The organism is Planktothrix pseudagardhii, from assembly GCF_904830925.1.
Lineage (GTDB): Bacteria > Cyanobacteriota > Cyanobacteriia > Cyanobacteriales > Microcoleaceae > Planktothrix > Planktothrix tepida.
This window is the reverse complement of record NZ_LR882967.1, coordinates 586181-600049: the sequence shown is the minus strand read 5'-3', so window position 1 is coordinate 600049 and position 13869 is coordinate 586181. Positions and strand designations below refer to the sequence as shown.

At 36.5% G+C, this 13869-nt stretch carries 8 protein-coding genes and 2 pseudogenes; 2 read left to right on the top strand and 8 right to left on the bottom strand.

The genetic code is table 11. From position 1 onward, the window contains the following. Positions 1–282: 282 nt before the first annotated feature. Positions 283–705: a ubiquinol-cytochrome c reductase iron-sulfur subunit gene (locus tag NMK36_RS02535; RefSeq protein WP_072722681.1), complete on the bottom strand. Its 423-nt coding sequence runs from the start codon at positions 703–705 to the stop codon at positions 283–285. A 114-nt stretch (positions 706–819) separates the two neighbouring features. Beyond that, the gene (locus NMK36_RS02530; RefSeq protein ID WP_072722682.1) at positions 820–1530 is read right to left on the bottom strand and encodes a rubrerythrin family protein; all 711 of its coding nucleotides are present in this window, start codon (positions 1528–1530) and stop codon (positions 820–822) included. A gap of 419 nt (positions 1531–1949) precedes the next feature. Here NMK36_RS02530 and NMK36_RS02525 point away from each other — a divergent pair, with 419 nt between their 5' ends. After that, on the top strand, positions 1950–3314 hold the full coding sequence (locus NMK36_RS02525) for an NAD-dependent succinate-semialdehyde dehydrogenase (protein ID WP_072722683.1): 1365 nt from the start codon (positions 1950–1952) through the stop codon (positions 3312–3314). A 94-nt stretch (positions 3315–3408) separates the two neighbouring features. Beyond that, complete coding sequence (locus NMK36_RS02520) at positions 3409–5046, top strand: acetolactate synthase large subunit (protein WP_254172916.1); 1638 nt, start codon at positions 3409–3411, stop codon at positions 5044–5046. 179 nt (positions 5047–5225) lie between these two features. Here the strand turns inward: NMK36_RS02520 and NMK36_RS02515 are convergent, their stop codons facing one another. The 6 genes and pseudogenes from NMK36_RS02515 to NMK36_RS02495 all read right to left on the bottom strand — a co-directional run bounded on the left by NMK36_RS02515 (position 5226) and on the right by NMK36_RS02495 (position 13842). Further along, on the bottom strand, positions 5226–6560 hold the full coding sequence (locus NMK36_RS02515) for an IS701 family transposase (RefSeq protein WP_072718077.1): 1335 nt from the start codon (positions 6558–6560) through the stop codon (positions 5226–5228). Positions 6561–7350: 790 nt separating this feature from the next. Beyond that, positions 7351–8391: a 4-hydroxyphenylpyruvate dioxygenase gene (gene hppD, locus NMK36_RS02510; RefSeq protein ID WP_072722686.1), complete on the bottom strand. Its 1041-nt coding sequence runs from the start codon at positions 8389–8391 to the stop codon at positions 7351–7353. Positions 8392–8469: 78 nt separating this feature from the next. Further along, the gene (locus NMK36_RS02505) at positions 8470–11676 is read right to left on the bottom strand and encodes an AMP-binding protein (protein ID WP_072722687.1); all 3207 of its coding nucleotides are present in this window, start codon (positions 11674–11676) and stop codon (positions 8470–8472) included. A gap of 320 nt (positions 11677–11996) precedes the next feature. Beyond that, positions 11997–12123 (bottom strand): annotated as a pseudogene (locus tag NMK36_RS29075) (IS4 family transposase); the annotation flags it as partial. A gap of 153 nt (positions 12124–12276) precedes the next feature. Next, positions 12277–12516 (bottom strand): Tn3 family transposase, encoded by a 240-nt coding sequence (locus NMK36_RS02500; RefSeq protein WP_437126738.1) that lies wholly within the window; start codon positions 12514–12516, stop codon positions 12277–12279. Continuing rightward, a pseudogene (locus NMK36_RS02495) lies at positions 12509–13842 on the bottom strand (IS701 family transposase). The gene NMK36_RS02500 and the pseudogene NMK36_RS02495 overlap by 8 nt, the downstream one beginning before the upstream one ends. Positions 13843–13869: the final 27 nt, after the last annotated feature.

The following is a 13869-nucleotide window of genomic DNA, read 5'->3' as shown; positions in this document are numbered from 1 at the left end:
TAATGCTGATATCAGTTTTAAGAGTTATGATTCTACCAAGACTGCCATATTATCATCAAACCAACTATAATTTGAGTTAAATTTATCAGGACAAAAATTGTTATTAAGTGGTTTGGATTACGGCAATCATAATTGAACTGTGAATCGTGATTTTATTAATCCTTAGCACCCGAATCGTTAATAAATTTTTGAAAAATCAACTTTTTCTATTATAACAAACTTTTTGATCTTGAATATCAGTCATTAATTTCCACACCCAATTCCCTCTCCGTTAAATTTGGATTAACTGGGTTTGACTAAAACGATATTCCCTTCTAGTTTAGCTAGATAACGTTTTAATCCTCGATCAGCCGGCCCTTTAATCACTGCACCATCTGGGGTAAATTGGGACGCATGACAAGGACATCCAAATTCTTTTTTACTCGCTTCCCATTGCACAACACAATCTAAATGGGGACAAGTGGGATTAACAGCAGAAATCTCCTGGGGATTGTTGGGATTACGAATAATTAAAACAGGAATTTGAGAATTTAAAATAGATCCCTGTTCATCGAGTTCTTGAAGGGTTCCCACTTGGATAAACTGATCAGGGCGAGTGACAAGATTTGACGATTTTTTAGAGTTAGAACAAGCGGCTAAAGCAACAGGAAAGAAACTCGCTAAACTTCCCACACTGACCCAAGCTAAAAAAGTACGACGGTTCATAATTAACCTATAAATTTTAGAGTTCAATCCTGAGAACTATGTAGAGACGTTTCCAGCAACATCTCTACATCAGTAAAATTTCAAAATGCAGTAATAAAAAAATAGCTTAAACCTCTAAGCAACACTCAAGAAAAGATTTTCCGCCGTATTACAATCGGGACAATTGGTAAACCCTAAAGTATTGGTTGTATAACCACATTGAGGACAGACATAAAATGTCATTTTAGCTTCTTGCCACTGGCCTAAATTATCCTTCGCTTGAGTATATAAATTAGCGTGTTGCTTTTCCGCATCAATCGCGTAGGTAAAGGTAACAACTGCATCTTGATTTCCTTCAGCACGCGCTTGTTCAATAAATTGGGGATACATAGTATGTCGTTCATAGGATTCTCCCTTAATGGCTTCTTGCAAATTTTCAGCCGTTGATTTCACAGTGGGAGTTTCAATTTTTGCTTCAGGTGTGACACCCAATTTCCGAATCACTGCGCCATGATTAGCCGCATGAATTGCTTCTGCATCCGCCGCAGCTTGAAATAAAGCAGCAACTTGCAGATATCCTTCATCAGTTGCTTTTTGGGAAAAAGCAAGATAACGAGCATGGGCGTTAGATTCCCCATTATAAGCGGCTTGTAAATTTTTCAGCGTCGCTGACGAAGTATTATTACTAGGTGTAACAGAGTTTTGAATTTGAGGAGTCGCTGGAACCGTTTTCACCGTAGGTTGATTAGAATTACAACCGACTAAACTCAACCCGCTTAACAGCGTCACCGTCACGATACTAACGGTTGGGCGAAAGAGGGAACGCAGATTTAAAGAATAATTCATCTTGATTCGGTTTCCTAACTCAGAATTGAACAGATAACTGTTTTGTTACTGAAATTCAAGGTAAACCTAAAAAGTGGCAATCTGGTGACGCAGATTACAGCAAACCCAGCTTTTTACTCCTCTCCTTCATCGATGAACTTTAAACAGTGAAAATTGAGAGCAATATCTCTTTTTTTCATGATCAGGATGATGTTCAAATCAGAATTTTTCTCCTAAGAGTTCAATGGGTACTGTGGCTTTTTAATTTTCTCTATTAAACTTTTATTCATATTGTTAAGAACCTTGAATTTAGTTATAGTATTGTTCAGTTTTGTATCAAGTAGTGGATGAGTCATCCCTTCCGTGAAAATAGAGAGTTTTAAAGCGTTACCATAAAAAAAGTAAAACTTTAATTCTAACTTAAAACTAAAAAATCAATTATGGGCATTGCTACAATTAACCCGGCAACAGGCGAAACAGTCAAAACCTTTACCGCCTTGACGGATGCCGAAATTGAGAACGCTTTAGCTCTAGCGGATCGTGCCTTTAGAGACTATCGGCGAATATCCTTTGATACTCGATCGCAATGGATGCAAAACGCAGCTAACCTGTTAGAAGAAAACGCCGAAACCTACGCCAAAATCATGACCTTGGAAATGGGGAAACCCATTACTGCCGCGATCGCAGAAGCGAAAAAAAGTGCCTCCGTTTGTCGTTATTATGCGGAAAATGCAGCCCAATTTTTAGCGGATGTTCCCGTCTCCAGTGACGCCAGTAACAGCTTTGTTTCCTATGAACCCCTAGGGGCAATTTTAGCAGTCATGCCTTGGAATTTCCCCTTCTGGCAAGTGTTTCGTTTTGCCGCGCCTGCTTTAATGGCGGGAAATGTCGGTTTACTCAAACACGCTTCTAACGTGCCTCAATGCGCCTTAGCCATTGCGGAAATTTTCCAAAACGCTGGATTTCCTGACGGGGTGTTTCAAACCTTATTAGTCGGTTCTAATAAAGTCGCCCAAATTATTACCGATGATCGCGTCAAAGCGGGAACCTTAACCGGAAGTGAACCCGCAGGTGCAAGTTTAGCTTCGTTGGCAGGTCAAAATATTAAAAAAACCGTCCTAGAATTAGGCGGAAGTGATCCGTTTATTGTGCTAGAAAGTGCGGATTTAAACGCAGCAGTTGAAGCCGCCGTTACCGCACGAATGTTAAATAATGGGCAATCTTGTATTGCAGCCAAACGGTTTATTTTAATCTCAAGTATTGCCGATGAATTTGAACGTTGTATGGCTGAAAAATTTGCAGCTTTAAAAATCGGTGATCCGATGTTACCTGATACCGAAGTCGGGCCGTTAGCAACCCCAGATATTTTAATGGAGTTGGATGATCAAGTTCAACGTTGTGTTGAATTGGGAGCCAAAGTTTTAACTGGAGGTCAACCCCTAAATTGTCCGGGGAATTTTTATCCGCCAACTATTTTAACCCAAATTCCTGAAGGAGCCCCTGCTTATAGTGAAGAATTCTTTGGGCCGGTGGCGTTAATCTTCCGCGTCAATTCTTTAGATGAAGCCATTACCCTTGCTAATAGCACCATTTTTGGTTTAGGTGCTAGTGCTTGGACAACAAATCAAGCTGAACAAGAGCGTTTAATTCGAGAATTAGAAGCGGGTGCAGTGTTTATTAACGGTTTAGTTAAATCCGATCCGCGCTTACCCTTTGGAGGCATCAAACGTTCCGGTTACGGACGAGAATTGAGCATCCAAGGAATTCACGAATTTGTGAATATTAAAACTGTTTGGATGAAATAAGGCAGGCGCAACCGGGTTTGTCAGTTTCTGTATAAGCTCTATCGGGTTTATTGTTTTGGGTTTTAGGTTTCGGGTTCTATTTTTCTGGAAAATTATGAATACAGCACAACTGTTAGTTAAATGTTTGGAAAATGAAGGGGTCGAGTATATTTTTGGAGTACCTGGGGAAGAGAATATGCAAATTCTTGAATCCCTCAAAACATCCTCGATCAAATTTATTACAACTCGCCATGAACAAGGTGCTGCTTTTATGGCAGATGTTTATGGTCGCTTAACCGGAAGAGCCGGAGTTTGTTTATCAACATTAGGCCCTGGAGCGACCAATTTAATGACAGGGGTTGCTGATGCGAATTTAGATGGAGCACCGTTAGTTGCAATTACGGGTCAAGTGGGAACCGACCGAATGCACATTGAATCCCATCAATATTTGGATTTAGTGGCAATGTTTGCTCCGGTTACGAAATGGAATGCTCAAATTGTTCGCCCTAGTATTACCCCAGAAATTGTCAGAAAAGCGTTTAAAATAGCGCAAGCTGAAAAACCAGGAGCCGTGCATATTGATCTCCCAGAAAATATTGCTAATATGGCGGTTGAAGGCTATCCTTTAAAAAAGGATAAGCGAGAAAAAGTTTATTCCGCTTATCAAAGTATGAATGAAGCTGCCATCGCAATTTCTAAAGCGAATAACCCCTTAATTTTAGTGGGAAATGGGGCAATTCGAGCCAATGCTTGTGCAGCTTTCATGGAATTTGCCACCCAACTTAATATTCCAGTTGTTAATACCTTTATGGGTAAAGGGGTGATTCCTTATACCCATCCTTTATCGTTATGGACAACAGGATTACAATTGCGGGATTATATTAGCTGTGGGTTTGACAAAGCCGATTTAATCATTGCTGTTGGCTATGATTTAATTGAATATTCCCCAAAAAAATGGAATCCCCAAGGCAAAGTTCCCATTATTCATATTAGCGAAACGCCTGCGGAAGTTGATAGCAGTTATATTCTGATTGCTGAAATTATTGGGGATATTTCTGACTCTCTCCATGAAATTTTAAGACGTTCAGATCGCACAGGAAAAGCTGAACCCTATGCCTTAAAATTAAGAACTGATATTCGCAAAGATTACGAATATTATGCTAATGATAATGGATTTCCAATTAAACCGCAAAAAATTATTTATGATTTGCGTCAAGTTATGGGCCCAGAAGATATTGTGATTTCTGATGTCGGTGCTCATAAAATGTGGATGGCGAGACATTATCATTGTGAACGTCCGAATACTTGTTTAATTTCTAATGGATTTGCTGCGATGGGAATTGCGATTCCCGGTGCAGTGGCGGCAAAATTAGTTTATCCTGATCGCAAGATAGTAGCGGTGACAGGAGATGGCGGATTTATGATGAATAATCAAGAATTAGAAACCGCTTTACGAGTGGGAACACCGTTTGTTACCTTAATCTTTAATGATGGCGGTTATGGATTAATTGAATGGAAACAAAATGATCAATTTGGTGAATCTTGTTTTATCAAATTTGGGAATCCTGACTTTGTTAAATTTGCTGAAAGTATGGGGTTAAAAGGATATCGTGTTGAAGCTACAACGGATTTTGTTCCTATTCTTAAAGAAGCCTTAAATCAAGAGGTTCCTGTTGTTATTGATTGTCCCGTAGACTATCAAGAAAACTCGCGCTTTAGTCAACGCTCTGGTGGGTTGTGTTGTCCGATTTAATCTCTGTTGTTGTGCTTTAGTATCCCAATAGTTCTTCTGCTTTAGCACTATCATTTCTAACTCAAATATGATAAAAATAGCTTTGTGCGATGCTTCACAAAAAATCGTATAAAGCTATTTTTATAAAATTTATCCCTCTTCTGTCACTCTCCGAAATCAACAAGTAATAAAAAGTAGAGTTATCCATTGGGAAAATAAGATTGAAATTGATTAATATTCTCAATTAATTTATGAAAACCCACTAATAAATGGCGGTCGGGAAAAATATCTAGCCACGGGACAATCAACCACAATATAATAGTAGGCTGAATTATTAAACGCAGATTATTTAAAACATTTTTCCATCCCTCTTTGTGATTCCATTGTTGATGAGTTGAGCAATCGGTGGTGTTTTTTTTGCTCTCAGATTCTCGGGGACTGCCTTGACTTAAAGACCGGAAAACTTCGGAGTTGAAACTAATCATTAAATACACACAGAAAATGATTTCCCACCATTTTTCTATATCGGGAAAATCCGTCAACCGATAATCAGTCCAACCCAGTTCTTGTTTACATTGTCGAAATCCATATTCCACCCATGTTCTTAACCCGTATAAATTACCTAATGTCTTTTTCATCTGGCTTCTCTTCTCTGTTAAATTTGTCATGACAAACGAAGTTGATGTTTCTGGCATCGTTTCTGGATCTGTGGTAATTTCCCAATAGGTTCTTGTACTTCTTTTCCCAAATATGATTTCTCTAATATATCTGGTTTCTGATTCTTGATTGCTAAAAATCCTCTCAAATTTACACCATTTGTTGGCTCTAACTTTCTGCTCGCTTGACATCCAGACTCCATGATTACTTCTTATTGCTAGTACCCAAGGAATTTGAAATTGATCTAATGTACTGATAAACGAACTACTTTCACCATAAAGGCTATCTGCTAATACCAATTCAATCTGAAATCCCCAATCAACCAATTCTGTTAGAATTTCTGATGCGATTTCAATCTTAGTTTTGTAGACATCTCCTTCTTTTAATGTTCCTTTGGGTTTAAATACTCTAAACACTAAAGGAAAGGTTATATTTTTATAAACACCGTAAGCATTAACTGATACTATTCCCCGATCTGTTTTGCCCACACTTCCCAAGTATTGTCTAGCTATATAGTCGGTTTTTTTTCCCTTTCTCCTATCTCCTGTCTCATCAATTATTACTATAATCTTCTCTCCTTTCAATGCTTTTAGAGTTCGGGCTAATCTTCTTTCCTTTAATTCCCTTGCTGACCAAGGCGAATTGGCTAAGAAATGATGCAGTGATTGTGGCGACCTAATTCCTACTATTTTAGCAATTTCCGGTAAAGATTTTCTCGGAATTGGTGAGATAATTCCTAGATGTAAGTATTTAAAACATTCGTAACTTCTCACTTCTGGGAATAGGTCTTTATAACCTTGACAATATTCATCAATCACTGAAACTGTTGGTTGTGCATCTCGGGCTAAATGTTTGATCATCTGTAATTCTACATCCATTACCCTATCCCCCTTCTAGCTACCCATCTGGTTTATTTTCTAATTTTACTCCTCGGAGACTGACAGAAGAGGGATATGTGGTATGAAACTTTTTATTCAGTTTATGAAAATTCATCACAATTGTAATCAATACTATCTTCAAAACCCAAGCTGCGGCGAATGCAAGTTTTAAGAGCGTTCCTTAACGACCCATTCAAACTTGATAACAATAAAGACGGGTAGCGTGTGAATCCTTGCCGAATTGAAATTAACTGCCTTTGAATAGGCAAAGCTTTGACGGTTGATGAAAGCACTTTTTCCACGAGTGTCGGCGTTCGCCCCTATTGCAACTCTCCATATAATCACACAGGATAAGTTTTACGGGTTTGGAATGGGGGCAGCCCCTATTGCAACTCTCCATCTCATCACACAGGAGTCAATGGAAAATTTTCCATTGGCTTTTGTTACATTTGTAGTATTAAAATTACATTTTGACTCTTTCTTTCCACACAAGCCCAAAAAACGGCTAAAAACAGGTAGGGAAAAGTAGGGAAAAAATGCACTATTTTCCCTCTTATTTCCTACGAACAATTCACCCCAATTTAGTAAGTAAAACTACTCATTTGCCGAGAGAAAAGTTTAATTGATTTCAATCGGAATGAATGCAATTTCAATAATTTAAGGTTCCTCTGATTCAGAAGGTTTAACTGTCAGGTCTTAGCGTTACTTTCTGCATGAATGCTACTTAACCCCCTATCCCACAGATTTTTGTTTCACGACCCCAATTTTCCCACATTTCTTTGAGTCACAATCAACTCAAAATCCCCCGACGTTCTTGATCTAATTCAATCGAATCAAAAAGTGCCTGGAAATTTCCTTCCCCAAAACCATTATTTCCTTTACGCTGAATATATTCAAAAAAGATCGGACCAATACTATTTTTAGTGAAGATTTGTAAGAGAAAACCTCCTCCCTGTTCTTCCCCACCGTCAACCAGAATTTTATGTTTATGCAATTTTTCTACATTTTCACTATGGTTTGGTAAACGCTGATCAATTAACTCATAATAAGTATCTGGTGTATCTTGAAACTCAATGCCTTGCATCGATAATTCAGTAACTGTTTGATAAATATTATTACTAGCAAGAGCAATATGTTGGATACCTTCTCCATTATATTCACGAATAAACTCAGCAATTTGTGACTGATCGTCTTTAGTTTCATTCAGAGGAATAATTACACTCCGACAAGGACTTGCTACCACTTCACTATATAAACCTGTTTTTTTTCCATGAATATGAAATGATTTGATTTGTTCAAAACCAAATATTTTTTCATAAAAAGTACGCATACGTTCTACACCACCCTTATTGAGATTATGGGTGAGATGATCTATTCGTTCTAAACAGGTTGCAGGATTAATATTATTAGTACGTTCATAATTAAATAAAGCAAATAAATTTTTCTCCAATTGATCATCGACCAAATAAATAAGAGAAGCACCTACACCTTGAATAGCTGGGAGAGAATAGTCTGTTTTTTCGGCGACAATAGCACCCAAAGCTATTGCTTGAGTAAATGCTTGTTGAGAGTTTTCTACCTTAAAACCAATAGCACTAGCACCTCGACCATGAATACTACGAAATATTTCAGTATTACCACCAAATCCAGGATTAGATATAAAGTGAATATCTCCTTGACAATGCAGTGTAGTAGCAGGTGCTTCACCAAATGATCCTACTTGTCGCATCCCCATTTTGGTAAAAAGAGATAACAACAATTCAGGATGGCTACCGGAAAATTCTAAGAATGAAATAGATGATACTTTAACTTTATCACTTGATTGTAGCATATTTGTAACCTCTATTAAGATAAAACAATCTGAGAGAAATATTAGTTAGTGAAAATTCATTTGCTATCTGTTACAAATTTATAACGTCATATATTTGCTCAATTCTGTAGCTAAACTATCTACATATCCTTTAGTCAATATGCCTAAATGATCACCCTCTATATTAATCACCGTCAATTGCTTAATATATTCTCCCCATCCCAAATCAATTTGCTTGGGTTCAAAATCTGAGCGCTGTGTTGCTCGAAATAATATGACAGGATCGTCGTAAGGCTCTATAACATAAGTATCAATAGCTTTTTTGCGAAAATATTCTCTAACATCAGCAAATTCATCATCTGAATCAGTTTTAGTAGTTAGTTTTCCTTCTTGTCTCACCATATAGTCTTTATTTATCAATTTACTCCATACCTTCGCAGAGAAAGAACCCATGCCCTCATTCATCAAATGAATCATTGCTTTTCGCCAAGTGCTTAGACGATCTGCAAAACCAGGTACATGAGTATCCAGCATGGCAACCAGTTTAACTTCCTCACCTTGCTTAATTAACTCTCGTGCAACTTCTAATGCAATAATCCCCCCAAAAGATTCTCCACACAGAAAATATGGTCCTTGTTGCTGGTATTTTTGAATTGAATTTAAATAAAGTTGAGTAATACGTTTCACATTAGGAAAATCTTGAAACTCCTGTGAATTTACTCCCTTTTGAATAACATCAATTTCTTCTTGCAGGTACACACTACAAACAATATTCTCAATATCCAAACTGCCAGCAAGATCTTTATACAACAACACACCATATAAACAAAATAAAGGGGGTAATAAAACATCTCCCTGTTTTAATATTGTCAAATTTCCCATTTCCGGCACTATAATATCGCCTCTAATAATAGCTGCTATATCTTTAATTGTTGATCGTTCAAGTATAACAGCAATCGGTATAAATTTATCATACCGCTTTTGAACTTCTATGAGAAATTGCACAGCCAGCAAAGAATCTCCACCCAGTTCAAAAAAATCATGATTAACTCCTATTCCTTCAATCTTAAACATTTTTTCCCAGTATGCAATCAATACAGATTCTATATCATCAGTAGATGTTTCAAAAGTTGAACTAACTAAGATGTTATTAATATTTGGTGCAGGTAGTTGACTTCTATCTAATTTAGCATTGTGATTAGTAGGAAGTCTATCCAATTTAACAAAAATAGTTGGTATCATGTAGTCAGGCAGAAATTTATACAAATGCTCTCGGATTTTGATGGCGGTTATATTAGAGTTGATCTTTAAAACTAAATATGCTATGAGAGATATATCGCTATTTTCTTCCATAACTCTGCCAACAACTACACAATCAGCAATCTCTGGAAAACGTTTCAAGTAATATTCAATTTCTGGCAACTCTACCCGCATACCCCGAATTTGTACTTGAAAATCATCTCGTCCCAATAATTCAATATTTCCTTCACTATCAAAACGTCCAATATCACCAATAGAATAAAACCGTTCACCATCAATTTGAATAAATTTTTCAGCCGTCAACTTCTCTAGGTTTAAATAGCCTTTTACTAATCCATCTCCTGCAAAATATAGTTTACCTGGCGTTCCCATCGGTACCATATTGCCATACTTATCAAAAATTCTCACAGACATATTTTGATGCGGTTTACCAACTTTGGTTTTTTGCAAAACCATATCCCTAGATACTTGATAAGTGCAGCCCATACAACTAATTTCGCTAGAACCGTAAATTACATATACTTCGGCATTAATAAAAATTTTCTTCAATTTCTCTAAAACTTCTGGCGGAACCATATCACCACCAGAGGAAACGTGCCTGATATTATTAAATGCACTAAAATCTCCAAAATTTTCTTCAATATAGGGAAGTAACTGTTTTAATAAACTAGGTCCAAAATGAAATACTGTAATCCCTTGTAATTCTTTACATAACTGAGATAAATTGAGAACTATATCCCGATCAACTATTCTCAGTGATCCTCCAACATATAGGGGAGTTAAAATTTTAAACAAACTGATACTAAAAGTAAATCTAGCTGTTGATATAAACCGATCATTACTAGAAAATTTGTATTTGTTGCGAGCAGAAGAAAGGTACTGTACTAAATTTCCCTGGGTAGCAACCACACCTTTCGGTTTACCGGTTGTACCTGATGTAAAAAAGATATGAGATTCATGATCTAAATTAACTTTTATTTCTGGATTATTTACCGGAAAAGCATTGAGAATTTCAGCAGAATATTCTAGGTTGAATTTAGGAATATCAATATTTTCCAGAACTTCCTCCCCTTCCGAGCAAGTCAAAATTAATTGAGGTTTGACTTCTTGCAAAATTGCCAATATTCTTTCTTTAGGAAAAGTTGGATCAATAGGAACATAAACAGCCCCTACTTTATGAATTGCGAAGATAGCGTTGATAATATCTGTTGATCGTGGCAGAAATGCGACAATTTTATCCCCTATAGCAATAGGAAATTGTAGAAAAAAATGAGCTAGTTGATTCGCTTCACAATTCAACTGACCATAAGTAAGGTTTTTCTGACCAGCACTTACTGCCAAAGTATTAGGCGTTGTGGCTGCAAAGAATTCTATATTTTTGTAAATTGGTTTATCAGAAATTTTAACTTTTTCACCTTGAGCAAGTATTAACTGTTGCTTAATTTCATCAGGGCTTAAAATATTAAAAGAATGAATACAATGAGTAGGATTTTTTTCAATATTATTTGCCAGGTTATATAAATGTTCTGGGATCAATTGATAACGACTGGAATCAGTATTTAAAAAAGAAATTTCGACTAATTGTTTACTATTAGTTATGATACAGACAAATTCAACTTTAGTCATTTGCCGCAATGCTTTGGCATCATCTATTATTTGCTGAGAAAGCATTTCCTCAGATAAAAGCACAAGAACGTTTACACTATCATCATTGGTGGTTATTTTTTCAGCAGAAGAACTTTCTAGTGTACACTTAATTGATTTTGATAGTTCATCTAACGTATAGTTTATATTTGAGTCAAATACAAAACTTTTCTTGATAAAATCTTTAGATAGCTCTTCTACATTACTATTGGTATGTAAGTTGGTATATGAGTAAACAGGCACACGAAAAACTTCATTGTATGTGTGTTTATAGAGAACTGTACTTAAAAGGGCTAAAAATGAGGGGACACAAGATTCTACGTATTGAGAATTTATCAACTGAGATAAATCATCATATTGCCGTATTCCAATAGATGTATCAAAGACAGAAGAGGTTTTCATTGTTATCATAATATTTAGTTATGTAAATGGGTTTTAGTGTTTTTTAAACAAACGATATTCTCCTAAATAGATTAAAGTAAACAATATTTAATTCTCGATCCTCTCTTTACATAGTGGTGTTTTATAGAGCCTACCTACTTATAAATAAAAATTGATGAAATTGCAATAGATCAATTGTAAAGATTTGCTGACGGGGTGACAACCCTGTTAAAAGGTTGATAAAATCAAGGACATAGCCCTTAACCCCCTCTGAAAAAAAGGCAACTTGTTACGTCTGATCAGCATTAATTCATTGACAATTTCTTGAAAAAACTCCATTCCTATTACCCAAGATGTGCCGTATAACCCCATCCAAAAACTGCTGTGACGGCGTAGCGATCGCCTTTCTTCTTTCAGACGACCTATATAGTTTTGAATTCCCTTCCTTTTAATCTGTTGACCTTGAAGCCCACATTCCGCAGATAGGGGGCAAATTTTCCACTAATTCTAAAAAATAGAAACCTATTCCAATTTTTCGGTGAACTTCCGAAGCTTTAGGCATCACCGTGCCAAAACGGGAAAATTGTACGCTAAGGTTGAAACCTTTATTCCTCAAGCATTTCAACGATACCTATTTTCTTTCACCCGCAAAGGGCGTAAGTTGTCAAAACCGCTTGCCTGCTTTAAATTCCAAACATAATCACCCGTAAGATTAATATGCTCCCAACCCAACGGCGATAAATGCTGCAAATATTCTTCAGGAATATCCACACCCTGTTGTTTCAAATAATCAACAGCTTTTTCTAACCCTCTTCTGTCAATCTCCGAAATCAACAAGTAATAAAAAGTAGAGTTATCCATTCAGAAAATAAGATTGAAATTGATTAATATTCTCAATTAATTTATGAAAATCTACTAATAAATGGCGGTCGGGAAAAATATCTAGCTACGGGACAATCAACCACAATATAATAGTAGGCTGAATTATTAAACGCAGATTATTTAAAACATTTTTCCATCCCTCTTTATGATTCCATTGTTGGTGATTTGAGCAATCTGTAGTGTTTTTTTGCTCTCAAATTCTCTGGGACTGCCTTGACTTAAAGACCGGAAAACTTCGGAGTTTAAACTAATCATTAAATACACACAGAAAATGATTTCCCACCATTTTTCTATATCGGGAAAATCCGTCAACCGATAATCAGTCCAACCCAGTTCTTGTTTACATTGTCGAAATCCATATTCCACCCATGTTCTTAACCCGTATAAATTACCTAATGTCTTTTTCATCTGGCTTCTCTTCTCTGTTAAATTTGTCATGACAAACGAAGTTGATGTTTCTGGCATCGTTTCTGGATCTGTGGTAATTTCCCAATAGGTTCTTGTACTTCTTTTCCCAAATATGATTTCTCTAATATATCTGGTTTCTGATTCTTGATTGCTAAAAATCCTCTCAAATTTACACCATTTGTTGGCTCTAACTTTCTGCTCGCTTGACATCCAGACTCCATGATTACTTCTTATTGCTAGTACCCAAGGAATTTGAAATTGATCTAATGTACTGATAAACGAACTACTTTCACCATAAAGGCTATCTGCTAATACCAATTCAATCTGAAATCCCCAATCAACCAATTCTGTTAGAATTTCTGATGCGATTTCAATCTTAGTTTTGTAGACATCTCCTTCTTTTAATGTTCCTTTGGGTTTAAATACTCTAAACACTAAAGGAAAGGTTATATTTTTATAAACACCGTAAGCATTAACTGATACTATTCCCCGATCTGTTTTGCCCACACTTCCCAAGTATTGTCTAGCTATATAGTCGGTTTTTTTTCCCTTTCTCCTATCTCCTGTCTCATCAATTATTACTATAATCTTCTCTCCTTTCAATGCTTTTAGAGTTCGGGCTAATCTTCTTTCCTTTAATTCCCTTGCTGACCAAGGCGAATTGGCTAAGAAATGATGCAGTGATTGTGGCGACCTAATTCCTACTATTTTAGCAATTTCCGGTAAAGATTTTCTCGGAATTGGTGAGATAATTCCTAGATGTAAGTATTTAAAACATTCGTAACTTCTCACTTCTGGGAATAGGTCTTTATAACCTTGACAATATTCATCAATCACTGAAACTGTTGGTTGTGCATCTCGGGCTAAATGTTTGATCATCTGTAATTCTACATCCATTACCCTATCCCCCTTCTAGCTACCCAT